We start from the raw sequence: 24,259 nt of genomic DNA on the forward strand, positions 1-24,259 counted from the left end.
TAACAGCAAGAGCGTGTTCGCGATCTCGGATTCGCGCGGAGCGACGCGCTCCGCGCGATCGCTCCGTTGGCGCTTCCTGAGCCTGGCCGGCACCGGGTCGGTCCTCGTGCTCGGTATCGTCGCCTACGCCGGTCTGCTCGTGCTCCAGAAGTCGATCGCCGGTGACGAGGACGCACGCATCGTGAACTCGGCGTCGCTCTCGGAGCAGCTCGTCCAGCGGCTTCTCTCGGAGCGGGTGCGCCAGGTCCAGCTCATCGCGTCCGAGCCGGGCGTCATCGCGGCCGCCAAGAAGGGCACCGAGTTGTCGCGGTCGAAGGGACTCGAGAAGCATTCGATCGACGAGCTCGAACAGATGTTCAAGGGCCCGCGGTCGCAGCAGGTGGACGACAACGCGCTGCATTACCTGAACGGCCTGCTTCCCAAGCTCGACATCGCCGAAGTCATGCTCACCGATGAATTCGGCTACAACGCGGTGACGACCTCCCTGTCCTCGGACTTCGTCCAGAGCGACGAGGGCTGGTGGCAAGCGGCGTGGGGGAACGGCATGACCACGGCGCAGGCGACCGTCGACCCCGTGATGGGCCGGACGGTCGTCGAGCTCGCGGGTGTCGTCCGCGACGGCAACGCGCGGGTGGGCGTCGTGAAGGTCAAGTTCGGCCTCTCGATGCTCGACTCGGTCCTCGCCCAGGGGAGCAACGTCGGCAGCACGATGCGTGTCGATCTCGTCGACTCCGCGGGCAAGGTCATCGCCAGCTCGGGACGGGCGGCGCGCTTCAAGCCACTCGCCGGTTTCTCGACCGTTACCACGCAGGACCCGGGCAGCGTCTTCAACTTCGCCGCGGATTCGGTCCGCCGGCGCGGTTCGGTGTTCGCTACCAACGCAGGGCGGTGGCGAGTGGTCGCGCACATGAGTCACGCCGACGCCACGCGCGCATACTCCGAAGCGCGGTGGGGACTCCTCATCGGCCTCGCCGTGATGTTGGGCCTGATCGTCACGTCGCTGTCGCTCGTCGGGAAGTTCATCGAACGGCGCATCACCGGGCCGGCGCGCGAGCTCGCGGTGGCGGCCGAGGCGGTCGCCGCGGGCGACCTGTCGAAGCAGATCACCGACATGGGCGACGATGACGAGATCGGACGTCTCGCCAAGGCCATCGGCGCCATGATGCTCGAGCTGCGTCGTCTCGCGACGGCGCTCAACGAATCAGCCGCCGAAACGGGCAACATGACGGTCGAGATCACGTCGAGCTCCGAGGAGATGGCGGCGTCGGCCGGCCAGATCGCGCACACGGCGTCAGACCTCTCGCAGCAGTCGGCGCTCATGGCCGAAACGATCCAAGCTCTGGCGGCGTCGTCGGAGCATCTCGTCGGTGTGGCGTCGACGCTCGACGCCGGCGCGCACGAGGGCGTCGAGCGCAACGCGCGGCTCCGCGCGCTGGCGCTCGAGAATCGCGCGCGCCTCGACGATAGCTCGCGTTCACTCGCCACCCTGAGCGGCGACGTCGAAGCCAGCGCGGCGGCGATCGAGCAACTCGCGTCGGCGTCGGAAGAGGTCCGCACGTTCGTGACGCTCGTGCAGAAACTCGCGCGGCAATCCAAGCTTCTGGCGCTCAACGCGGCGATGGAAGCCGCCCGCGCCGGCGAACACGGTCACGGCTTCGCGGTCGTCGCCGAAGAAGTCCGCCGCCTCGCGGCGATGTCGTCGGATGCCGCCGAACGGACCGAACGCGTCGTGGGTGAAGTGCTCCGCGGCGTCGCGCAGTCGCGATCGTCGAGCGGCCGCACGGTCGAGATGGTCCGCACCGTGCGCGACGCAACCGAGCAGGGTTCGCGCTCGTTCGGCCAGATCGAGCAGGCGGTCGCCGAAGCCGACACGTGGACGGGATCGATCGAGAACGCGGTCAGCGCTGCCGGGAGCCTGGTTCGCGACATGCGCGGTAAGCTCGACACGCTCGCCGCCGGCACGGACTCGTTCGCAGCCGCCATGGAGGAAGTCGCCGCGTCGAGCGAGGAACAGAGCGCGAGCACGCAAGAAATCGCCGCCGCGGCTGGCACGCTCTCCGGCGCCGCCGAGCGCCTCACGCTGCTCGTGTCGAACCTCCGCCTCGAGCAGGCGCCGCAAGACAACGACGGGTCGAACGGTCCGCCGGCGGGTGGAATGTCGCAGATGCCGGTCATGCGCCCCACGCCCCGCGGCGTCAGCGCCATTCGCGTCAACAAGCCCCTCGAAGCATAGTCCGCGGGATCGCGCGACGGCTTCTCCGCGCAATCCGCTTCTTCCGCGAGATCTGCCGCCGTATCGTTTCGTAGATGCCGGCTCATCGTACCAGCCCGAGTCCGGCCGCGATTACGGTGCGGAACGCAAAGATCAACGAGGCGCGACGAGAGGGCGGATCCAGCCGCGATAGCGGACGGGAGTCCAGCTGCTGTCGGGCGGCGGCAGAGTGGAATCGGGGCCGACCGATGCGATCGCGACTTGCGCGCCTGCGGCGGCGAAGGCGAACAGCAGAGAATCTTGGCCGGCACGCGACAGGCGCCAGAACTTCGGGGCCACCGGCCGCGGGACGCTGGCGACGATCTTGAGGCGGCCGGTCCGCGCCCAGTACGAGTCGGCGTGCGGGCCGATCACGGCGATGCGCGTTCCGGGACCGATGCCACGCGTGGCGAGGTCGGCGGCGATGTTCGCCGAGAGATTCCCCCAACGCGGAGACGCGGCCCGATCGAGAGCGGCGCGGTCGTCGCCGAGGCGGCCGGCGAAACGCAGTAGGAGCAGCGTCGAGATCACCAGCGCAAGCGCTGCGCTGGCTCCGCGGGCGAACCGCACGGTGTGGCAGGTCCGGACCGCCGCGCGAGACATTGCCCAGAGCACGGCGGTGAGGGCGGCGCCGCCGAGCATGAGAACGCCGGGGAAGGCGGCGGGAAGAATCACGTGCGTAAGGCCGGCGGCGAGGAGCACCCCGAGCGCCCATACGAGTTTGCGTCCGCCGGTCCATCGATCCAGGGGTCCGAGCGCGCCGCCGGCGACCATCGCTCCGACGATGGACACGACGAGGGCGAGAGCGACCGCGCTGCGGTCGTCGATCGACTCGAGCGCGATCGGAATCGCGAGTCCGATGAACAGCGCGAGCGGATGCACGCGTCGCGGCACGGGGAGCGTGGCCAGAAGCACGAGCGTTCCCACGAGAACGAACGGCATGAAGTAGCGCGCCGTCACGAGCACCATCGCATAGCCGAACATTCCCGCCGCCGCCGGGACGAGCACGATCCATCCAAGGCGCCATGCATCGCGCCGCGACCGGGCAGGAGCGACGGCGATTAACAGAATTAAAAAGAGAAAAGGCGCGAGATTCTCGACGTAGAACCGACCGGACGTCAGCAGCGACGCCACTTGATCATGCACGTCGAATTGCGCCTTGAGGCCACCGCTCCACCGTTCGGGATCGAACCACATCGGGTCGGTCCCCGGCGCGTCGCCGGTGACTCCCGTTTGCGGGAGGATCGCCTCGGTTCTTGCCGTGCGCGCACCCATCGGCACGCCGCCCAGCGATGGCGTGTCGCGGTTGTTCACGAACCATGCGTACGTGAGCCGCCCGGTGTCTCCGAAGGTGACCCGCCCCGCGGCGCGCGAAAGCAGCGCCATCCATGGGCCGACGAACACGAGCCAGACGACGCCTGCGCTCACGAGCGCCTTGAATCCTTTTCCACGGAGCGCGACCGCGAGGACGACGAAGCACACGATCGCCCACGGAATCAGGAACGACTTCGCGAGTCCGCCGAGTCCGAGGCCGCCGCCCAAGACCAAGGCTGCGACGGCGTCATTCGGCGAGGTTCGCAACCGAAGCAGCGCGCCGAACGCGGTAAAAATGCTGGCGGCGGCGAGCAGGTCGGGTGTCGTGAGCTCGATCGGCGTCAACGTGAACGCGACGCAGATGAACAAACCGTAGGCGACCGGGCACCCCCATCGACCGCCCAACAAAGAATGGCGCGTCCCGGCGGCGAGGCGCAGAATCGGCGACAGGAAGTACTCGTAGGCGGCGAACGTCGCGAGAAACGCCGCGGCGTTCACGGCGTGCATCAGCGCCACCTCGCCGGCGGGCGACGCGCGCGTGACGAGCCGAGCCAACCCGACGAGGAGCGGGTAGAGCGGACTCCAATAGAGATTCACGAGGCCGGACCAATGTCCGGCGACCACGGCGTCGCTCAGGTCGAGGTAGGCGACGCCGTCCGGTCCGACGACGTATCGTTGCGCGTACGCTTGGAAGAGGGCGATGGAGACGACGACCAGCCACGCGAGACCGCGAATCCCGCGGATCTCGCGCATTTCGCCCCCCGCCGCCGAAGGCGTTACGGCTTGATCATCACGCCGCTGAGCGCCGGTGTAGGCTGCTCCGACTTCTTGTACATGTAGGCGCACTCTTCGAGACGAGCGCCGTTCGCGTCGGCAACGGCGAACTTGGAGCCCTCGTAGCAGCAGGCGCCCGCGTACTCGCCCTTCTTGTTTACCGCGTAGTACTGAAGTTGGAAGAAGGGCTTGCCGTTGTCGGCGAGGAGCCGCTTCTCGGTCATCGCGATCACGCGCTCCATGACCTTCATGAGCGCCTGCTGGGGCGACATCCCCTGCCGCATGAATTCCACGGCCAGGAACGCGCCGCACACCTTGATGTTCGCTTCACCGCGGCCCGTCGAGCCGGCGGCGCCGACTTCGTTGTCGCAGTACTGCCCCGCCCCGATGATCGGCGAATCGCCGACGCGCCCCGGGATCTTCCACGACAGCCCGCTGGTCGTCGTGCACGACGCAATGTCTCCGCCCGCCGTGACGGCGTTCATGTTGATCGTGCCATACGTGTGCGGAATGCCGTATCGGTCGTACTCGATGTGCGCATTGCTCGCGTGCTCGTCATCCTGCCGCGCCGGCCGGATGGGCGGCTTCGTGCCTTGATCGAGCCACGCATCGTTCGGGTTGAGGCGCGACTTCCAGCGGAGCCAGTCCTGTCTGCTCTGCTCGGTGAGGAGGTTGCGCTCCTTGAACCCCAACTCGAGCGCGAACTTCTTGGCGCCGGCGCCGACGAGGAAGATGTGGTCCGTGTTGTCCAGGACCGCCTTCGCGACCGCGGCCGCCTCGGCGACGTCCTCGAGACAACCGACGGCACCGGCGCGCTTCGTCGGCCCGTGCATGCAACTGGCGTCGAGCTGCACGACGCCTTCTTCGTTCGGAAGACCGCCGAGTCCGACGGATTGGTCGTTCGGATTGAGCTCGACGATCTGCACGCCGGCCACGATCGAGTCGAGGGGGTCGGCGCCGCCCGTCATCATGTCGTACGCGACCTTGATTCCCTGCTTGCCGCTCGGGTCTTTGTCGAACCCGTTTGCGGCGGAGATGATGACGGGTCGACCCGCGAAGGGTTCCGTGGGCAGGGCCGCTCGGTCGCGCACGACGATGCGCGGCATCGCCTCGGCGAGGTTGGGAAGCGCAAGGCCGGCGGCAGCCGCGGCACCGGCACCGAGAAAGTCACGACGCGAGACGGTCATCATCGGTCTCCGACGAGGAGTCAGTGGCAAGCGCTTCAATGATACGCTCGCGCAGGCACGCGGGCCAACCGCGCGACGCTCTGGTTGCGCCGGACCGAGGCGGAGTCGTGCGCGTGAGACTCGCTTGGTCGCGCTCAACTGAGCTCGCGCGGACGAAAACGATGACACGCTTCGACCGGATGGCGAGCCAGCGTTTCCTCGTGAAGCATGCAGACCCGATCCCGGCCCTGAAGCAGCACGCGGCGCGCGCGCTCGTTCCCATCCGCGCTCGTTCCCATCATCGAACGATGGAGCACCCGCGAGGCCGCGGCTCTCATCGGCGTGGAACGCGAGCGGATCCGCGAGCTGCGTCGCGGCCCGCTCGATCGATTCTCGCTCGAGCGGCTGATCCGACTCCTCGTTCGCGCCGGCGCCAGCGTGGAGTTACGTGCCACGCCGCCGCGCGAGCGCGGGCGGTGATGGGGTGCGGTCGTCAATGCGACGGCGCTTGGAGCGCGGAGGCGTCAGCCAGAACGTCGTTGCGTCTTTTGCGACGCGGCGGTCACAGCGGTGAGTTATCTTGACCGACAATGTCAGCCACCGTCCGCGACCGACTGCGCCAGACCCAGTTCCTCGAGGGGCTCACCGACTCGGCGATCCATCAGCTCGCCAAGGTCGTCGCGCCCGTCACATATGAAGCCGACGCGGTGCTCTTTCATGAAGGGTCGGCGCGCGACTTCATGTCGATCCTCGTCTCGGGCGCCGTGGCGATCGAGAAGGGGATGAATGGAAAGCCGGTGCGGCTCGTGACGCTCGGAGCCGGCCAGGCGCTCGGCGAAGGGCTGTTGCTCGACGATCTGCCGCACGGGACGAGCGCGCGGACGTTGCAGCGGACGGAGGCGTATCAACTCACCATCGCGCAGGTACAGGAGATGGTGAAGGAGCAGCCCGCGCTGTATGCCGCGCTCGTGGGGCGCGCGGCGAGATCGATCTCGCAGCGGCTCGCGGCGACCGATGCGACGCTCGTCGGGCACAAGCGCACGCTGGGTTTCACCGGATCGCGGACGCGCAAGGAGCACGACCTGCTCGGCGAGCGCGAGGTGCCCGAGGACGCGCTCTACGGCGTTCAGACCCTGCGCGCGCTCGAGAACTTTCCGATCACCGGGATCGCCCTGCGAGAATTCCCGGCGCTGATCCAGGCGCTGGCGGCGGTCAAAGAGGCGGCGGCGGGGGCGAACGCGGAGCTCGGGCTGCTCGACGCGTCGATCGCCGATCCGATCAAGCGTGCCGCGCAGGAGATTCGCGCGGGGCGGCATCACGAGCATTTCGTCGTCGACATGATCCAAGGCGGCGCGGGGACGTCGACGAACATGAACGCGAACGAAGTCATCGCCAATCGCGCGCTCGAGCTGATGGGCAAGGAGCGCGGCAACTACGCGAGCGTACACCCGAACACCCACGTCAACCTCAGCCAGTCGACGAACGACGTCTACCCGACCGCCGTCAAGCTGGCGCTGCACGACGCGATCGAAGAACTGCGCGAGTCGATGCGGAAATTGGTCGACGCGTTCCTCGCCAAAGGCAGCGAATTCTCGGCTTTCGTGAAAATGGGACGCACGCAGCTGCAGGACGCCGTCCCCATGACGCTCGGTCAGGAATTCGCCGCGTTCGGTCACACGATGCAGGAGGACGTGGACCGGCTGGGTGAAGCGCAGGCGCTGATCCGCGAGATCAACATGGGCGCGACGGCGATCGGTACGGGAATCACGACGCCGCCGCGCTACGCGGAAACGATTCGCCGAGAGTTGTCGCGGATCACAGGACTGGCGCTGATCACGGCGCCCGATCTCGTGGAAGCGACGTCGGACACGGGCGCGTTCGTACAAATGTCGGGGGTGCTCAAGCGCTGCGCCGTGAAGCTTTCGAAAATCTGCAATGATCTTCGCCTCTTGAGCTCGGGCCCGCGTGCGGGACTCGGCGAGATCAACTTGCCGCCGATGCAGCCGGGATCGTCGATCATGCCGGGAAAAGTGAACCCGGTGATCCCCGAGGTCGTGAACCAAGTGTGCTTCGACGTGATCGGCGGCGACGTCACCGTGACGCTCGCGGCTGAGGCCGGACAACTGCAACTCAACGTATTCGAGCCGGTGATCGCGTATCGCCTGCTGCGCAGCATCGAGACGATGAAGAACGCGTGCACGGTTCTGCGCGAGCGTTGCGTCACGGGGATCACGGCGAATCCGGCGCGCATGCGCCAGTTCGTCGAGCATTCCATAGGAATCGTGACGGCGCTCCTGCCGGCGATCGGCTACGAGCAGGCGTCGGCCGTCGCCAAAGAGGCTTTGGAGTCCGGCCGAGGGGTGTACGACGTCGTCATGTCGCGCGGCCTGCTCACCCGCGAGCAACTCGACCGGGTGCTCGACCCCGAGTCGATGACCGGCGGCCGTCTCTAGCCGAGCGAGAGTATCGGATGGCCGGCCTTCGCCTCGACTCCGCTGGGCTCATCAAGATGAAAACGCTCGACGAAGCGCTGCTGCACGTGCAGCGGATCCACGGCATCGTCGAGCAGTACGCGATCGCGGTGAAGCGCAATCAGCCGGCATCGGTCTTTTCGATGAACATTCGGCGTCAGCTGCCGACGCTCGCCGCGAACTTGAAGGCCCAGTTCGGCATGGTGTCGGAGCAAGTGACGTCGCTGAATTTGGCGGCGAGCCGCGGATCCAGCGAGAACCAGCGCGTGCGCGCGCTGCGCGAAGGCGTGGCGCAGATCAAACAAGCGCTCGAGATCGCCATGACGCAGACGAAGGAACGGCATCAGGTGAAGGACGGCGACAAGCCTGACGACGCGGGGCCGGAGAGGGCGCACTAGAGCGCGCGCGCGACGCGTAACCTGCTGTGCAATCAGCGTCTAGTCGGGCATTTACTCGCTTGATTTGACCCCTGCGAGCCGGTAGGTTCCCGCTTGCTCCACCCAAACAATTTCGATCGAGCGCGTTGCCGCTGGTCGGGCGGCGAGCTCAGAACGCCGGTACAAGGACACGACATGCCTTTTCTTGCCCGCCTGCGCCGGCCGGGCATCCGCAAAGCGGGTGCGGCCGCGCTGACGGTCGGCCTCGTGGCGTTGTTCGCCGCGTGTGGCCAGAACCATCCCGATTCGATCTTTCATCAGCGGACGGACGTCAATCGGGACGTCGATTTCCTTTTCAGAATTCTGATCTGGGCCGGGAGCATCGTCTTCGTCCTCGTCGAAGCGATTCTCGTCTACACCCTCGTCAAGTATCGCAAGCGTCCGGGTCAGGCCGAGCCGGAACACGTGCACGGCAACACGGCGCTGGAAATCACCTGGACCGTCGTCCCGCTCCTGATCCTGGTGATCATCGGCATTCCGACGATAACGACGATCTTCAAGACGCAGGCGCCGGCTCGGTCCGACGCGCTCCAGGTCGAGGTCATCGGCCACCAGTGGTGGTGGGAGTTCCGGTATCCGCAGTACAACGTCGTCACGGCGAACGAGGTGTATCTGCCGCTCGGGCGGACGGTCAATTTCAGCCTGCGATCCGCGGACGTCATCCACTCGTTCTGGGTGCCGGCGCTCTCCGGAAAGCGCGACGTGATGCCGGTCGTGGCGCACGCGGTCACCGATCACACGAACTACCTGTGGTACACGCCCGATTCGACGGCCGCCGCCGCGTTCAACGGCGCGTGCGTCGAGTATTGCGGCGCGAGCCACGCGAACATGCGGTTCAAGGCGTTCGTGGTGAACCCTGCCGATTTCGACAGCTGGGCGAAGCATCAAGCGGAGCCGGCAGCCGGCTCGCAGCCTCCCGCTCCGACGATTCCGGCCACGCCGGCGCCGGGCGCGACTCCGCCAGCGACCAAGGCAGCCGCCGGCGCGCCCTCCGCGAATGCGGCAACGGCCAATGCCGCCGCCCCGCAGCCCACGGCGCCGACGCAAGTGCTCCAGGCGGGGTTCATCTCGTTCCCGCGCGAGCAGATTCCGCCGGAGGGGGTGCCGCAGACGCCGATCCCCGCCGGTCTCACGTTCGACGACAATCTGCTCGGCAAAGGTGACGCGGCGAACGGCGCGAAGCTGATGGTCGGCGCCGGCACGTGCCTCGGTTGCCACATGATCAATGGCGTGCCGTCGATGGTCGGCGTGATCGGTCCGAACCTCACTCACATCGCGACTCGGACGACGATCGCCGCGGGACTCTATCCGAACGACCCGCAGCACCTCGCGCGGTGGATCAAGAACGCCGAAGCGATGAAGCCGGGCTCGATCATGCCGGTGCTCGGGGCGGGCCAGTATGACCCGCGGATGAAGACGATGTCGCTGGTCAAGCTGAGCGACCAGCAGATCGCCGACATCGTCGCGTATCTCCAAACTCTGAAATAACGAACGCGGAACTCGGAGGCATAGAGGAAATGGCAACCGCCGCCGTCAGCCCAGCCTACGCTCACGCCGGAGAGGCGTCGAAGAGCGGTCTCTGGAGCTGGCTCACCACCGTCGATCACAAGCGGATCGGCGCGCTTTACATGTACACCGCGCTCGCCTGGTTCGGCGTCGGCGGCCTCGAAGCGTTGATCATGCGCTGGCAGCTGAAGGGACCGAACGGCACGGCGGTGTCGGCCGAGACGTTCAACCAGCTGTTCACGATGCACGGCACGACGATGATCTTCCTCGTCGTCATGCCGCTGTCGGCGGCGTTCTTCAACTTCCTGATCCCGCTGCAGATCGGCGCGCGCGACGTCGCGTTTCCGCGGCTCAACGCGTTCAGCTACTGGGTGTACCTGTTCGGCTCGTTGTTCATGAATTCGTCGTGGCTGTTCGGCATGGCGCCGAACGGCGGCTGGTTCGGCTACGCGCCGCTCACGACGATGGCGTACTCGCCCGGCCTGAACATCGACTTCTGGATGCTCGGCCTCCAGATCCTCGGCGTGTCGTCGCTCGCCGCGGCGTTCAACTTCATCACGACGATCATCAACATGCGCGCGCCGGGAATGAACCTGATGCGCATGCCGATGTTCACGTGGATGGCGTTCGTCGTGCAGTTCCTGCTCGTGCTGGCGTTCCCCGTCATCACGATCGCGCTCGTCTTCCTGCAGTTCGACCGGTTCTTCGGGACGAACTTCTACACGATGCAGGCGGGCGCCGACCCGCTCCTCTGGCAGCACCTGTTCTGGATCTTCGGGCATCCGGAGGTCTACATCCTGATCCTGCCGGCGTTCGGTCTGGTGTCCGAGATCCTGCCGACGTTCAGCCGCAAGCCGATCTTTGGGTATCCGGTCATGGTGTATTCCGGAATCCTGATCGCGTTCCTCGGCTTCGGCGTGTGGGCGCACCATATGTTCGCGGTCGGCATGGGTCCGATCCCGGATTCCGTGTTCGCGATTACGACCATGCTGATCGCCATTCCGACGGGCGTGAAGATCTTCAACTGGATCTTCACGATGTGGGGCGGCAACCTGCGCTTCACGGTGGCGATGAAGTACGCGATCTCGCTGGTCGGCTTGTTCGTGATCGGCGGGATCTCGGGCGTGATGCACGCGTCGCCGCCGGCCGACCTGCAGCAGACCGACACCTACTTCATCGTCGCGCACTTCCACTACGTGCTCGTCGCCGGTTCGATGATGGGTCTCTCGGGCGGGATCTACTACTACTTCCCGAAGATCACCGGCCGGATGATGAGCGAGAAGATCGGCAACTGGCAGTTCTGGCTGACGTTCATCGGCGTCAACCTGACGTTCATGCCAATGCACTGGTCGGGTCTGTACGGGATGCCGCGGCGCATCTATCGCTACGACGCCGGACAGGGTTGGGAAATTTTCAACCTGTTGGCCACGATCGGCGCGTTCATCCAGCTGGCCGCGGCGCTCATCGGCGTTTATAACATCCTCAAGAGCCGCAAGAGCGGCGAGCTCGCCGGGAACGATCCGTGGGGCGGTGGCACGCTCGAGTGGTCGATCCCGTCGCCGCCGCCGGAATACAACTTCGCCACGATCCCGACCGTGACGTCGCGCTATCCGCTGTGGGACGTCAAGGCGCCCGGGCTCGTCGCCGAGGTGCCGCACAGCCGGCACGGCGACGAACGCAGCGACATCGAGGTGGCCGGCCGACGTGTGGGGTCGATGCACGACCACATGAGCGCCGGAACGCCGGAAGGCGGCGTCAATCCGAACGCCAAGCAGGCGTCGACGAAGGTCTCGCTCAAGACGGCCGAAGAGCTGGGGATTCCGATTCCCTACCCGACGATCAAGCCGCTCTTCGTCGCGCTCTTCATGACGTTGATGTTCGGCAGCCTCGTGCTGATCCACGAGAACATGACGCGGGAAGCGATCATCGGCGTGATCGTGTGCGCCTCCACGATGACCGCGTTCCTCTACTCGTGGCTGACCGCTCCCCTCGAACCCCATCACGCGTGACGCGCTTCCGCCGCGCCGCCGATTCGACCTGAACTCACACATGGCCACTGCCGTCGCTACTCACGCGCATCCGCCGACCAGCACCGGGCTCGATCACCGCAAGATCGCGATCTGGGCGTTCATCGGATCCGAGTGCATGCTGTTCGCGTCGCTCATCTCGACGTACCTGATCTACAAGGGCCGCAGCATCGTCGGGCCGTTCCCGCACGAGGCGTGCGATCCGCCGCGCTGCGCGACGCATCTGAACGCGATCCTCAACATCCCGGTGACCTCGCAGTCGACGTTCGTGCTGCTCATGTCGTCGCTGTTCATGGTGCTCGCGCTCGAGGCCGTGGAGAACAAGGGCAAACCGGGCTACTCGGGCATCCGCGGATCGTCCAAGTTCTGGCTGATGGCCACCGCCATCGCCGGCGCCACGTTCCTCGGCTACCAGGCGTTCGAGTTCACGTCGTTCGTGCACGAAGGGCTGACGATCCGCACCAACTTGTTCGGCTCGTCGTTCTTCACGCTCACCGGTTTCCACGGCGCGCACGTGACGGCCGGCGTGCTGTGGCTGCTCACGCTGTTCGCGATCGACGTCAGGCGCGGGCTCGGACCGAAGGACGCGCTCCTCGTCGACATCTCGGCGCTGTATTGGCACTTCGTCGACGTCGTCTGGATCGCGATCTTCACTCTCGTCTATCTCATCAAATAGGGCGCGCCGGAGATTCACATGTCCAACGACGACACGTTCACCCACACCAACGCCGACGTCGACGTCCACGCGATGGGCGAGGTGCACGAGCACCCGACGTGGAAGGAATACAAGTGGGTAGCGCTCATCCTCACGGTCATCACGATCGCCGAGGTGTGGGTCTACTACACGCCGTTCTCGAAGACGCCGCTGTTCGTCCCCACGCTGCTCATCATGTCGGTCGCCAAGTTCACGATCGTCGTGATGTTCTACATGCACCTCAAGTACGACCACAAGATTTTCCGCGCGCTGTTCACCGGCCCGCTGACGATCGCGATGGCCACGCTCATTTCGCTGCTCTTCCTCTTCGCGAAGTTCTCGGGCAAGTAAGCCCCCCCCCGAGGCAGGACGATGGTCGGATGACGATGTCTTTCCCGATAGCCGCGCTCCTTCACGTCGGGGCGCGGCTTTCTCTCAAGAGCTTCTCGGTGCACCCGAGCACGGTCGTCGGCATCGCCGGGTTGGCGATCGTCTACGAATGGGCCGCGCGCCGCTACGTATCGCCCGGCTCCATGCAGCAGCCGCGCCGACTGGCTTTTCACGGCGCGCTCGCCGTGATGTTCTTTTCGCTGAACGGCTGGCTGCACGACCTGAGCGATTCGTATCTGTTCAGCGCGCACATGGTGCAGCATCTGATGCTCGCGCTGGTCGTCGCGCCGTTGATGCTGATGGGCGTGACCGGCGAGATGCTCCGCCCGGCCCTCGGAGTCCGCGGCGTCGGCGCCGCGGCGCGATGGCTCACCAAACCCACCCGCTGCTTCGCGCTCTTCAACGTCGTCCTCGCCGGATGGCACCTGCCACCGCTCTACAACTACGCGCTGGCGCACCACCCGGTGCACATCTTCCAGCATTTGATGTTTCTGGCGGCGTCCGTGATAATGTGGTGGCCGGTTCTCAGCCCGCTACCGGAGCTGCCGCGGCTCAGTTACCCCGGCCAGATGCTCTACCTGTTCCTGATGAGCATCCCAATGGCGATCGTGTCGGTGTACATCGCCTACGCCGATTCGGTGCTGTATCCGCTCTACGCGTCCGCGCCGCGCGTCTGGGGGATCACACCGATGAGCGACCAAATGATCGGCGGGCTCATCATGTGGATCCCAGGGGGACTCTTCTTCTACTCCGTCATCTCGGTGGTGTTTTTCCGCTGGCAGCAGCGAGATGGTGTGGAGAGTCGGGCGGGAGCGCAGGTCGACTGGCACACGGCCTGATTCGCTAGAATCCGAGGCTATGAAGGGCTCTTTCCCGATACCTCGGTGGTAGGATACTAGTCTGTAGTGATGGGTCTCACGCGCTCACGCGCCTGGCGGCTCGCTTCGCATTCCTTCCAACAGGACGGTGCACGTGGCCACGACCGTTCAGCCGCCCCCATCCACAAAAACCACGTCCGAGCGCGATAACCGTCCGGCTTCCCAAGAGCCGCCCGGAGGGCAGAGCGCGCGCGCACCCGAGAAGTCCCGGACGGCGAAGGCGGCTCGCGAGCGGCTGCTGTCGCTCGACGTGTTCCGCGGTCTTACCATCGCGGGGATGCTCCTCGTGAACGACCCCGGCACGTGGAGCGCGATCTATCCGCCGCTCGAGCATGCGGCGTGGAACGGCTGGACGCCGACCGATCTCATCTTCCCGTTCTTCCTGTTCATCGTCGGCGTCACGACGCACCTCTCGCTGACATCGCGACGGGTGCGCGGCGACGACGATGCGGCGATCCGCCGCCAAATCATTCGGCGCGGCCTACTCATCTTTCTGATCGGCTTCCTGATCAACGGTTCCCCGTTCTTTACGTGGGGTCAGGTCGACGGCATCGCCGACCCGACGTTCCTGCAGCGCGTCGTCGACCGCCTGTACCACTGGCGAATCATGGGCGTGCTGCAGCGCATCGGGTTGGCGTACATGGTGGGCGCGCTGCTCACGCAGAACCGAACGGTGAAGCGGCAGATCATCACGATCGGCGTGCTCCTGTTCGGTTACTGGGCGGTGATGACTCTCATCCCGGTACCGGACAGCGGCGTGATGGGCTATCTCACGCTCAACGACGGGCCGCGGACGATGGCGGCGTGGTGGGACCGCTTCTTCCTCGACTGGTCTCGATTCGGGCTCGGCAATCACACGTGGGTGAACAGCCTGACCTGGGACCCGGAGGGAATTCTCTCCACTCTCCCGGCGATCGCGACCGCGATGCTCGGCAACCTGGCGGGACAGTGGATCGGGACGAAGCGGCCGCTAGTGGACCGGCTCAACGGACTCTTCGGCGCCGGCGCGCTCGGGATGATGGTCGGGCTCGTCTGGAACTGGGTCTTCGCGATCAATAAGAGCATCTGGACCAGTTCCTACGTAGTGTTCACCGCCGGCATGGCCTGCGTTTCGCTCGCCACGATCATGTGGCTCGTCGATGTGAATGGCCTGAAGCGATGGACGAAACCGTTCGTCATATACGGCATGAATCCGATGGTGGCGTTCGCCGGGTCCGCCCTGGTGGCACGCTTCATCTATTCAGTGATCTACGTGAACTACCAGGGCAAGTCGGTGCCGCTCGAGACGGCGATCTACCAAGTGGCGTTCGCCTCTTGGCTCTCGCCGGTGAATGCGTCGTTGGCTTTCGCGATCACGTTCGTCCTGATGTTTTACGCGCTGCTCTACGTGCTCTACCGAAAGCAAATCTTCTTCAAGGTCTAATGCCCGACTCTCGATCTCCGGCGGCGTGTCGATGCAATTGGTGAAGCGAATCGTGCTCGCGGCTGCCGTAGTCGCCGCGGGCCTGCCGTACGCCGCGGAAGCGCAGACCGGATCGGTGGGATCGTCGTCGTTCGCCGCCATCACGGCGGCGCCGTCGACCAAGAAGTCGAAGCGAGCGGCGAAGCCATCCGCGAAAAAGCCCTCGAAGCCGGCGTGGACGGCGACCGTCGGCAGCGACCAGTTGGCCTCCGCCGTCGCCAATTCGCTGGCCAGCCACACTCGCGGCGGCACGTGGGGAGCGATCATCGTGTCGCTCACGAAAGGCGACACGCTCTTCTCGCAGAACGCCGATGCGATGCTTCAGCCGGCGTCGACGCTCAAGATGTACACGTCGGCGGTCGCGCTCGACCGGTTCGGACCCGACTTCCGCTTCAAGACGCCGGTGCTTCGCGACGCGCCCGTCGAGAGCGATGGCTCGGTCGGCGGAAACCTGTACCTGCGCGGCGTCGGCGATCCGTCGCTCAGCACACGCTTCTGGCACGACCAGAATCCGATGGACGCGCTCGCGGCCGAGATCGCGTCGGCCGGCATCAAGCACATCCGCGGCGATCTCGTCGGCGACGCGACCGCGTTCGACGACAAACTCGTTCCCGAAGGATGGAAGACCAGTTACCTCGGCGCGTCGTACGCTGCGCGCGTGTCGGCGCTTTCGCTGAACGAGAATCTCGTGTGGGTCGCCGTGGAACCGAGCGGCGGCAAGGCCGTCGTGACCCTCGAGCCGGCGACCACGACGATCCCCGTCGAGAACAACGTTCGCGTGGTGGGCGGCAGCGGCGGACGGATCAGCGCCGTGCGGCAGAACGACGGATCGATCAGCGTGCGCGGAACGATCGGCTCGCGTTCCGGCCCGCTCAAATACTCGCTCGTCGTGGACAATCCGCCGCTCTTCGTGGTCGGCGCGCTGCGCGCGTCGCTTCGGAAGCAGGGAATCACCGTCGACGGACAGACTCGGTTGGGCGCCACGCCCGACGGCGCCGTCGAGGTCGCGGCGATCGCCTCTCCGCCGCTCGGCCAGATCATCGGCGAGATGGACCGCGAGAGCATCAACGTGGTCGCCGAGCTTCTTTTCCGCGCCGCGGCGCACTCGGCGACGAATCAGCCCGGCTCAGCCGAGACGGGGCTCACGAATCTTCGCGAGTTCATGACGCGAAAGGTCGGGATCAACGGATCGGTGGTGGACGTGTCGGACGGCAGCGGCCTCTCGCTACTCGACCACGTCACGCCGCGCTCGATGGTCGACCTTCTCTCGTACGCGCACCGCGCGGATTGGGGCCCCGTGTTCCACGCGGCGCTGCCCGTCGACGGCGAGTCGGGCACGCTCAAGCGGCGCGCGCGCGGGACGCCGGCGCGAGGAAACCTCCACGCGAAAACCGGCACGACGAACACCGTCGCCGCGCTTGGCGGTTTCGTGACGGCCAAGAACGGCGAGGTGCTGGCCTTCTCGCTGATCTACAACGGCGCCGATCGCTGGAACGCGAAGACGGCGATGGACCAGATCGGCGCGACGATGGCGGAGTTCGTGAGGAAGTAGGCCGGTGGGCCGCTTGGCCGGTACACCCGTGACCGGTCAGGACTCCTTGATCTCGACTCCGCGCTTTCGTAGCTCGCTGATGTAGGTCGTCGCGGGGACGCATTCGTCGGGCGTGCACACGCCGGGAGGCGTGATCTGTCCGCGCACCTGCATCAATCCCGTGATCGACAGCGAGTAGCCCGTGGTGCGCATCATCGCGCTCACGCCGCGCTTCTCGTCGTAGCGATCGACGAGCTCGAACGACTTGCTCGCCTTCGTGCCATTGTTGGAGCCGCTCACCACGACTCGTAATGCGACGAGGTCGTGCCCCTTCGGCTTGGTGAGCTTCGGCTGGACGACGGCGATAAACGCATCGCGCGGGGAGATCCGTACGCCTTTCACCTCCACCGGCTCGGTGTCGAGCAGCCCGAGCGAGCGGATGTTCTCCATGATCTGCGCGTGTCCGGGGTAGCGGAGCGTCTTGTACTCCATCGCGGGGATCTTCCCCTCGTACCGGAAGGCCATCGTCGACAGTCCGCCGGCCGTGTGAAAGGCCTCGAGCTCGCCGACCTGATCGAACCTCACCGGCTCGCGCTCCGAGAGCGCCTTCACCTGCGTGCGCTTGCCGTTCCGCAGCACCCAGGAGAGCGTCGTGTAGTAGTCGAGCGCTCCCTCGAGGGAGTACACGAGCATGTAGTTGAGCGGCGGCTCCGGATGCTGGGGAAGCCCGCCGACGAAGATCTTCACCGAGTCCACGTGGTCGAGCTGCTCGATGCCGTGCTGCGCCAGGATGTTCACCATCCCCGGGGCGAGACCGCAGTCGGGGACGACGGTGACGCGCTTTTCCTTGGCGTAGGTGTCGAGCTCTTTTTGCTTGAACACGATCTCGGTGTTGCCGCCCAGATCGCAGAAATGCACACCGGCCTCGACCGCGAGGCGCGCCATGTCGTAGTTGAAGTAGTAGGGAATCGCGCTCATTACCGCGTCGCACTGTCGCATCGCGCCGATAACGGCTGCGTGGTCACGTACGTCGAGCGTCGTCGGGAGAAGCCGCGGTCCCGAAAAGGGCGCGAGAAACTCAGGCAAATGCCCGGTGTGGTGGTCTGCGAGGCGAACCTCTTTGACGTCGGGATCCTGAAGCAGGTCGTACGCGCAGGCCGAACCCTGTAGCCCTGCGCCCAGCACGAGCATTCGCATCGTCGAGGAAAGCTCCGTTTGAATCGGGATTGGGGGGGGAGGGACAGAAAGCTAACGCGCCCCTACCGCTCGACGATCAGCGTTCCCCGCTTGGCGTCGAACACCCAACCTCGATTTCGCAGCAGCCGCGCCACGTCGACCGGCGAGCCGATCCAGGCGCCCGCAACCAGCACCGATACGCCGATCGGCTGGTCGAGGGTCGGCAACCGTTCGCCGGGCGAATCTCCTCGCGCAGTACCGTCTGCCCGGAGCGAGAGAACCGCTGTCTTGGCGTCCAGCGCCGCCGCGAAACGGCCGAGCGCCGACAGTCCGATCAAACCCTGGGCTCCCGGCGGCAGGGTCGCCAGCGTGACCGGCTGATTGAGCATCGTCAGGCGGCCGATGCTCACGCTGTCCGCCACGGCGAGCAGGTCCGCATTGACGGTGGAGTCGGCCCCGCCCGCGAACGTTCGAAGGCGTCGATCTCCCATGGCCGCGCGCGACACGACGATCCCCTGCGCCTGGGAACTGAGCGACAGGACGAGCGCAACGCCGTTGACGCGCGCCGCGATGCCGCCGAGCGTGGTCGAGTCGTCGCTACGCGCGAGCGGCATCGCGATGACCGAGTCCGGCGCGATGATCCGAGGCTCGTGCGCGGTCAACCAGCGCGCACGCTCACGCTGGGCAGGCGAGGCGGCCGGCAGCGCGGCGAGCGGCGCGAACTCGCCGGCCGTCAGATAGGCGCGCGCGAGCTCTCGGCCGACGAGGACCGGGTCGCCGCCGAATTGCAGCGACTCTTCGAGCAGCGTCGCTCCGACTCTCGTCGCGCCGCGCTGGACGAGAAAGCGACCGAGTGCCCAACGGGCGACCGGATCGCGCGGCCGCGCTCGCGTGGCGGCATAGTATGCCGATTCAGCCCGAGCCAAGTTGCCCGCCGCGAGCAGCGAATCGGGCACGCGCAGCACCTGCGCGCCGAGCGGCGGCGCCGCGCAGAGCGGCAGGAAGAGCGACGCGATCGCGCGCGCTTGACGCGCTCGTGCGACGTCGATCAGCGCTGCGAGGATGGGGTGACTCGCATGGAGGCGAGGAGCGTGACGTTCGGATCCAGCAGCACCGCCGACGGCGTCGTCGGTGAGCCGATGCGGATCGAATGTACCTCGGTATCCGCCGGAAGTGGGAGCATTGCCCGGTGCTCGCCGCCCAGGGAGTCCACGACGCCGATGAGGAGCGGCACCCGGTACGCGCCGAAGCGAGACGCTTGCCGCACGTCGATCACGGCTTCGTGCGTCTGCGTGTCGTATCGCCAGCGCGCGTCGATCTCCGGGTAGCCTGGGCGGCGCAGCCACTGGTCGAAGAACCAGTCGAGCTTCTGCCCCGACGCGGTCTCCATCGCCGCCTGCAAGTCGGCCGTAAGCGCCGTCGAGTTTCGATGGTCGGCGTAATAAGCGCGCAGCGCACGGAAGAACGCCGAGTCGCCGAGCTGCGAGCGAAGCATGTGCAGGACGAAGCCGCCCTTTTCGTAGCTGTTGCGATTCAGCAGCTGAATGAGCGCGGTCTCGATCGTGTCGATCACGGGGCGTCGCGTCACGGACACCGAATCCCGCAGCACGGTGGTCCGAATGGCGCGCATGCGCGTGCGGAACGCCGAGTCGCCGCGCGCTTCACGCACCCAGAGCGCCGAGAAGTAGGTCGCGAATCCTTCGGAGAGCCAAACGTCCGGCCACCGTCGTTCGGTCACGGCGTCGCCGAACCACTGGTGCGCGGTCTCGTGCGCGATGAGCTCGTCGTTCATCGTGCCGCGGCGAAAGGCACCGTCCGCGTAGAAGATCTCGCTCGCGTTCTCCATGCCGCCGTAGCGCGTCGACGATTGCAAGTGGGCGAGCTTCTCGTACGGGAACGGACCGACGAGCCGCGAGAACAACGCGACGATGTCGCCGGCGCGCGCGAACGGGCCTGGCATCGTCTTGCTCTGCTCGGGCGCGGTGTACACGAACTGTGGAACGCACTTTTTGTCGAAACCCAATCCACACGCCGTCTGGCCCAAGTCGTACCGATCGAGCGGCGCCGCGGCGATCACCATCAGGTAGACCGGAATGGGCTGCGACTCGCGCCATACCCACTCCGTGCGCTGGCCGTCACGAGCGTCGGCCAGCGGCCGCGTCGACACCAACGCGCCGTTCGCGACGACGTTCTGGCGGGGAGAAACGCGCACGCGCCACGTGACGGTGGCTTTGTCGCTCGGATGATCGAGGCTCGGAATCCAATGCCGCGCGCGGTTCGGCCAGTTGTCGCCGAAATACGTCCACCGTCCCGCGCTGTCGTGCCGCGCGATGAGTCCGTCGGTCACGGCCCCGCCGTACTCGACCTCGACGAGCGTCGTGTCTCCGACTTTCGCGTTCGGCAACACGACGACGACTGACTCCGCCGTCTGGCGAAAGACCGCGCCGCGGCCATTCACGACGACGCGAGCGACGGTGAGATCGAGCAGGTCCAAGACGAGCGTGTCGCGCGGCGCCGTGCGCTCAATGGTGAGCGTAGCATCCGCGTGGATCTTCGCGCCCGAATCGGGGACGTCGAGCGTGATGTCGTAGTGGCGAACGTGAAATCCTGGGCGGTACGCGGCGGTTTGCGCAGACGCCGCTCGCGTGGCGGCGCCGCCGCAGATCGCCGCGGCGAACGCGCCCACGAGCTTCGCCCGAGTCATCATTCGCCGGCGCGCCTCATCGGGGTTCGCTCGCCGCCGCGGCGAACGCCTTCGCGAAATCGACCGCCGTCTGGTAACGCTCCGCCGGCTCTCGGCGCATCGCCTTGTCGAGCACGATGTTCACCTGGCGGGGAAACTTGAGATCGGGGCGCGACTCGTAGAGCGGCGTGGGATCCTGCTTGAGCCGCGCGATCATCAGCGCTTGCTGCGTTCGGCCCTCGAAGGGCAGCTTGCCGGTGAGCATCTCGTACGCGACGAGTCCGAGCGCGTAGACGTCGGACCGGCGGTCGAGCTCCTTGCCGCGGAGTTGCTCCGGGCTCATGAACTCGGGCGTGCCAAGCACGATACCGGTCGCGGTGAGCTTCTCGAGCTCTTTACCGGCGGTGTGCGCTTTCGCCAAACCGAAATCCATCACGACCGCGTGTACACCGCCGTTGCCGGTGCGCACCATCACGTTCTCGGGCTTGAGGTCGCGGTGCACGATGCCGTTGTCGTGCGCCGCTTGGAGACCGGCGGCCATGTCGTTCACGAGCCGAACGGCTTCGTCGAGCGGAATCTGCCCGAGCCGGTGCGTCCGCTCAACCAGTACTTCCCCGTCGACGTATGGCATAACGATATAAGTCGCGCCGTCCTGAGTCTGACCAAGCCTGATAATGTGGCAGATGTTCGGGTGGGCGAGGCGCATGCCGTACGCCGCTTCGCGGCGCAGGCGCACCATCGCTTTGGGGTCGCGGCCCAAGCCCCGCGTCAGAACCTTGATCGCGACGGTCTCGCCGGTCGTCTTGTCGGCCGCGAGATAGACGAGGCCCATCCCGCCTTCGCCGAGCTTGCGCTGGACCTCGTAGCGGTCGTCGAGGATCAGGCCGACGAGCTCCGGCGTCGCCGGCGTCGGCACGACGAGCCGCGTCCCATCGCGCGTGCAGAAGTTCGCTTCGTCGCCGTATTCGCGGCCGCAGTTCGGACAGCGCTTCTTCACGTTCTGACTTGGTTCCTCCCGCCTGATTTCGCGCGATAGAGCGCTTCGTCGGCCCGCGCGAACAGGTCGTCGGTCGACGCCACTCCGGACGAGGGAAACGTAGCCAGCCCGATGCTCACCGTGAGCCGCACCGACCGCTGCCCCCCGATGTCGAACACCTGGGCCGCGATTCGTTCCCGCAAACGCTCGGCGAACACGGCCGCGCCGTCCATCGACGTCTCCGGAAGCATCGCCACGAACTCCTCACCGCCGTACCGGGCGAGCACGTCGACCTTGCGCATCGCGTCGGCGAGCAGCGCGCCCAACTGGCGCAGCACGCTGTCGCCGGCGAGGTGCCCCGCGGTGTCGTTGATTTCCTTGAAGTGGTCGATGTCGACCAGCAAGAGCGCGAGCGACGAATCATAGCGGCGGGCGCGGTCGCATTCGGCGGTGAGGCGATCGAGGAGCGCACGTCGGTTGAGCATGCGCGTCAGCGGATCCGTCGTCGCGAGCGCCTCGAGCCGACGATTCTCGGCCCGTGTAGTCTCGAGCGCCTGCGCGCGGCGGATGACCGCGACGGCGGCGCGGATGACCGCCTCGACGAACGAAACGTCTTCCGCGTTGAGCGCGCGCTCTTCGCGCAGCGTCCGCAGAAGCAGTGCGCCCGAACGCCAGCGGTCAATCGCGAACGGAACGGCGGCCGACGACCGGATCTCGGCGCGCGTGCCTTCACGGCTGGCGCCCGGCACGCCGGCGAGCTTTTGGAAGAGCGGGTGGCCGCGTCCATCCTCGATCAGCAGCGATCTTCCCGAGGAGATCGCGGTCGCCACCTCCGGGTAGAGCTCGAGCCGAACCTCGGGACCTTGAACCGTTTCGCCCTGCGCCGCGGCGAGCATCCCGGTCGCTTCATTCGGACGCGCCAGGAGAATCACGCAACGGGGCAGTCCGAGCGCGCGCGCGATGCGGCGCGCGAGGACGCGGTAGATCTCCGACGCCGCGAGCTCGCCGGTGATCTCGTGGAGGATCTCGACGAGACGGCGATTGTTGGCCGCGTCTTCACGGACACGCTCCAACTCGATGGTCGTGTCCTGTAGCGCCGAGCGCGCCGCGCGAAGCTGGTCGCTTGCTCGCAGCTGCGTCCGAACGCGGCCGAGCAATTCGGGGACGCGGAGCGGCTTGCTCACCCAATCGTCGGCGCCGAGCGGAAGTCCTTCGTCGGCGTTGGCGGCGGGCCATGGCGTCGTGACGACGACACGCACGTCGTTGCATCGTTCGTCGGCGCGGAGGTCGGACAACACGCCGACGTCGCGCTGCGCCACGCTCCCGTCGAGAACGATGAGATCGGGCGCGGCGTCTTCGATCAGCTTGAACAGTTCGGCGCGATCGGTGGCCGTCGAGACGGAGAACCCATGCTCGCGAAGCAGCCACGAGATCGTGCCGGCAACGACCGGATCACGCTCGGCGACGACGACGCGCGAGCCTTTCGGCGTGGCGTGAACGGGGGGGGGCGTATCACCCGAGGAGCTCACGCAGTCCTTCCCACTCGATGTTGCCGCCGCTCAAGACGGCGACCGTCGCGCCACCGCCTCGCGGCTTGACCTTTCCCTCGAGCAGTGCCGCCACCGTGATGGCGCCGCTCGGCTCGACGACGAGCTTCAATCGGTCGATCAGCAGCCGCATCGCGCCGCGCAGCGCCGAGTCGTCGATCGTGACGACGTCGTCGAGAAAGCGCTCATGGTGCGCGAACGTCAGCGTGCCGATCTGGATCGAGAGCAGTCCGTCAGCGAGGCCGCCGGTGTGCTCGATGCGCACCGGGTGGCCGGCTTCACGCGCGCGCGTGAGCTTCGGCGCGCTCGTCGGCTCGACGCCGATCACGCGCGCGTTCGGCAGCGTGAGCTTGATCGCGGCACTGACGCCGGCGCTGAATCCGCCCCCGCCGACGGGAACGAGCACCGTGTCCACGTCGTGGAGATCCTCGGCGATCTCGAGGCCGACCGTGCCCTGCCCCGCGATGATCCACGGATGGTCGTACGGCGGCACGAGCGTGATCCCTTCCTCCGCGACGAGCTCTTTGGCCCGCTCGAGCCGATCCGTCGTCGTCTTTCCCGCGAGTACGACGCGCGCGCCGAGTCGCTCGGCGCCGGCGCGTTTCGCGGGTGTGACGGTCGTCGGCATGACGACGGTCGCCGGCACGCCGTAGATCTTCGCCGCCAGCGCGACCGCTTGCGCGTGGTTGCCCGACGACGGCGCGACGACGCCGCGCTCGCGTGCGTGCGGATCGAGCTGCGACAGGAAATTGAACGCGCCGCGGAACTTGAACGCGCCGCCGCGCTGCAGCATTTCGGGTTTGACCCACACCGGCGCGCCGGTTTTTTCTGCGACTGCTTCGGCACGAAGCAGCGGCGTGCGCACGATCGCCGGCGCGAGGACTCGCGCGGCTTCCTGGATCTCGTCGAGACCGACCAACTGCGTTGTGATCACGGATTCGTCGCCGGGTCGTGTAAGCTACGGATGAGGTTGTAT

Annotated in this window: 19 protein-coding genes; 11 read left to right on the forward strand and 8 right to left on the reverse strand. The window is 66.5% G+C overall.

The window, feature by feature from the left end; translation table 11 throughout:
• Positions 1-13 precede the first annotated feature (13 nt).
• Positions 14-2,233, forward strand: a complete 2,220-nt coding sequence (locus VGQ44_09005) for a methyl-accepting chemotaxis protein (GenBank protein HEV8446948.1) — start codon at positions 14-16, stop codon at positions 2,231-2,233.
• Positions 2,234-2,365: 132 nt separating this feature from the next.
• Here the strand turns inward: VGQ44_09005 and VGQ44_09010 are convergent, their stop codons facing one another.
• Both VGQ44_09010 and VGQ44_09015 read right to left on the reverse strand, forming a co-directional pair.
• Positions 2,366-4,318 (reverse strand): hypothetical protein, encoded by a 1,953-nt coding sequence (locus VGQ44_09010; protein ID HEV8446949.1) that lies wholly within the window; start codon positions 4,316-4,318, stop codon positions 2,366-2,368.
• Positions 4,319-4,341: 23 nt separating this feature from the next.
• Positions 4,342-5,526 carry a N(4)-(beta-N-acetylglucosaminyl)-L-asparaginase gene (locus tag VGQ44_09015; protein ID HEV8446950.1) on the reverse strand — a complete coding sequence of 395 codons (1,185 nt, stop codon included), beginning with the start codon at positions 5,524-5,526 and terminating at the stop codon, positions 4,342-4,344.
• Between the two features lie 279 nt (positions 5,527-5,805).
• Here VGQ44_09015 and VGQ44_09020 point away from each other — a divergent pair, with 279 nt between their 5' ends.
• The 10 genes from VGQ44_09020 to dacB all read left to right on the forward strand — a co-directional run bounded on the left by VGQ44_09020 (position 5,806) and on the right by dacB (position 16,922).
• On the forward strand, positions 5,806-5,985 hold the full coding sequence (locus VGQ44_09020) for an XRE family transcriptional regulator (protein HEV8446951.1): 180 nt from the start codon (positions 5,806-5,808) through the stop codon (positions 5,983-5,985).
• Positions 5,986-6,095: 110 nt separating this feature from the next.
• A complete protein-coding gene (gene aspA, locus VGQ44_09025) occupies positions 6,096-7,958 on the forward strand; it encodes an aspartate ammonia-lyase (protein ID HEV8446952.1) in 1,863 nt (620 codons plus the stop codon).
• A 17-nt stretch (positions 7,959-7,975) separates the two neighbouring features.
• Positions 7,976-8,374, forward strand: coding sequence for a hypothetical protein (locus tag VGQ44_09030; protein ID HEV8446953.1), 399 nt, complete (start codon positions 7,976-7,978; stop codon positions 8,372-8,374).
• A 174-nt stretch (positions 8,375-8,548) separates the two neighbouring features.
• Entirely contained in the window at positions 8,549-9,901 is a 1,353-nt protein-coding gene (gene coxB, locus VGQ44_09035; GenBank protein HEV8446954.1) for a cytochrome c oxidase subunit II, read from the forward strand.
• A 29-nt stretch (positions 9,902-9,930) separates the two neighbouring features.
• Positions 9,931-11,928, forward strand: coding sequence for a cytochrome c oxidase subunit I (gene ctaD, locus VGQ44_09040; GenBank protein HEV8446955.1), 1,998 nt, complete (start codon positions 9,931-9,933; stop codon positions 11,926-11,928).
• Positions 11,929-11,968: 40 nt separating this feature from the next.
• Positions 11,969-12,622: a cytochrome c oxidase subunit 3 gene (locus VGQ44_09045; GenBank protein ID HEV8446956.1), complete on the forward strand. Its 654-nt coding sequence runs from the start codon at positions 11,969-11,971 to the stop codon at positions 12,620-12,622.
• Between the two features lie 18 nt (positions 12,623-12,640).
• The gene (locus VGQ44_09050) at positions 12,641-12,991 is read left to right on the forward strand and encodes a cytochrome C oxidase subunit IV family protein (GenBank protein HEV8446957.1); all 351 of its coding nucleotides are present in this window, start codon (positions 12,641-12,643) and stop codon (positions 12,989-12,991) included.
• A 35-nt stretch (positions 12,992-13,026) separates the two neighbouring features.
• A complete protein-coding gene (locus VGQ44_09055) occupies positions 13,027-13,869 on the forward strand; it encodes a cytochrome c oxidase assembly protein (GenBank protein ID HEV8446958.1) in 843 nt (280 codons plus the stop codon).
• Between the two features lie 133 nt (positions 13,870-14,002).
• Positions 14,003-15,331 carry a DUF5009 domain-containing protein gene (locus VGQ44_09060; GenBank protein HEV8446959.1) on the forward strand — a complete coding sequence of 443 codons (1,329 nt, stop codon included), beginning with the start codon at positions 14,003-14,005 and terminating at the stop codon, positions 15,329-15,331.
• 31 nt (positions 15,332-15,362) lie between these two features.
• A complete protein-coding gene (dacB, locus tag VGQ44_09065) occupies positions 15,363-16,922 on the forward strand; it encodes a D-alanyl-D-alanine carboxypeptidase/D-alanyl-D-alanine-endopeptidase (protein ID HEV8446960.1) in 1,560 nt (519 codons plus the stop codon).
• Between the two features lie 36 nt (positions 16,923-16,958).
• Here the strand turns inward: dacB and VGQ44_09070 are convergent, their stop codons facing one another.
• From VGQ44_09070 to VGQ44_09095, 6 genes are all read right to left on the reverse strand, one after another.
• Entirely contained in the window at positions 16,959-18,098 is a 1,140-nt protein-coding gene (locus tag VGQ44_09070; GenBank protein ID HEV8446961.1) for a saccharopine dehydrogenase C-terminal domain-containing protein, read from the reverse strand.
• A gap of 62 nt (positions 18,099-18,160) precedes the next feature.
• Positions 18,161-19,033 carry a hypothetical protein gene (locus VGQ44_09075; protein HEV8446962.1) on the reverse strand — a complete coding sequence of 291 codons (873 nt, stop codon included), beginning with the start codon at positions 19,031-19,033 and terminating at the stop codon, positions 18,161-18,163.
• Between the two features lie 92 nt (positions 19,034-19,125).
• Complete coding sequence (locus VGQ44_09080; GenBank protein ID HEV8446963.1) at positions 19,126-20,784, reverse strand: M1 family metallopeptidase; 1,659 nt, start codon at positions 20,782-20,784, stop codon at positions 19,126-19,128.
• A 13-nt stretch (positions 20,785-20,797) separates the two neighbouring features.
• Positions 20,798-21,757 carry a serine/threonine-protein kinase gene (locus VGQ44_09085; GenBank protein HEV8446964.1) on the reverse strand — a complete coding sequence of 320 codons (960 nt, stop codon included), beginning with the start codon at positions 21,755-21,757 and terminating at the stop codon, positions 20,798-20,800.
• On the reverse strand, positions 21,754-23,265 hold the full coding sequence (locus tag VGQ44_09090) for a diguanylate cyclase (protein HEV8446965.1): 1,512 nt from the start codon (positions 23,263-23,265) through the stop codon (positions 21,754-21,756). Before VGQ44_09090 ends, VGQ44_09085 begins: the two co-directional genes overlap by 4 nt.
• Positions 23,249-24,217 carry a threonine/serine dehydratase gene (locus tag VGQ44_09095; GenBank protein ID HEV8446966.1) on the reverse strand — a complete coding sequence of 323 codons (969 nt, stop codon included), beginning with the start codon at positions 24,215-24,217 and terminating at the stop codon, positions 23,249-23,251. The genes VGQ44_09090 and VGQ44_09095 overlap by 17 nt, the downstream gene beginning before the upstream one ends.
• Positions 24,218-24,259 lie beyond the last annotated feature (42 nt).

This window comes from Gemmatimonadaceae bacterium, assembly GCA_036003045.1.
In the GTDB taxonomy this organism is placed as follows: Bacteria; Gemmatimonadota; Gemmatimonadetes; order Gemmatimonadales; family Gemmatimonadaceae; genus JAQBQB01.

What these genes read in the sequence shown, in the direction of transcription:
- VGQ44_09010 (HEV8446949.1), bottom strand. Translation starts at nt 4,318, where the DNA reads ATGCGCGAGATCCGCGGGATTCGCGGTCTCGCGTGGCTGGTCGTCGTC.
- VGQ44_09015 (HEV8446950.1), bottom strand. Translation starts at nt 5,526, where the DNA reads ATGACCGTCTCGCGTCGTGACTTTCTCGGTGCCGGTGCCGCGGCTGCC.
- aspA (HEV8446952.1), top strand. Translation starts at nt 6,096, where the DNA reads ATGTCAGCCACCGTCCGCGACCGACTGCGCCAGACCCAGTTCCTCGAG.
- VGQ44_09030 (HEV8446953.1), top strand. Translation starts at nt 7,976, where the DNA reads ATGGCCGGCCTTCGCCTCGACTCCGCTGGGCTCATCAAGATGAAAACG.
- coxB (HEV8446954.1), top strand. Translation starts at nt 8,549, where the DNA reads ATGCCTTTTCTTGCCCGCCTGCGCCGGCCGGGCATCCGCAAAGCGGGT.
- ctaD (HEV8446955.1), top strand. Translation starts at nt 9,931, where the DNA reads ATGGCAACCGCCGCCGTCAGCCCAGCCTACGCTCACGCCGGAGAGGCG.
- VGQ44_09045 (HEV8446956.1), top strand. Translation starts at nt 11,969, where the DNA reads ATGGCCACTGCCGTCGCTACTCACGCGCATCCGCCGACCAGCACCGGG.
- VGQ44_09050 (HEV8446957.1), top strand. Translation starts at nt 12,641, where the DNA reads ATGTCCAACGACGACACGTTCACCCACACCAACGCCGACGTCGACGTC.
- VGQ44_09055 (HEV8446958.1), top strand. Translation starts at nt 13,027, where the DNA reads ATGTCTTTCCCGATAGCCGCGCTCCTTCACGTCGGGGCGCGGCTTTCT.
- dacB (HEV8446960.1), top strand. Translation starts at nt 15,363, where the DNA reads ATGCAATTGGTGAAGCGAATCGTGCTCGCGGCTGCCGTAGTCGCCGCG.
- VGQ44_09070 (HEV8446961.1), bottom strand. Translation starts at nt 18,098, where the DNA reads ATGCGAATGCTCGTGCTGGGCGCAGGGCTACAGGGTTCGGCCTGCGCG.
- VGQ44_09080 (HEV8446963.1), bottom strand. Translation starts at nt 20,784, where the DNA reads ATGATGACTCGGGCGAAGCTCGTGGGCGCGTTCGCCGCGGCGATCTGC.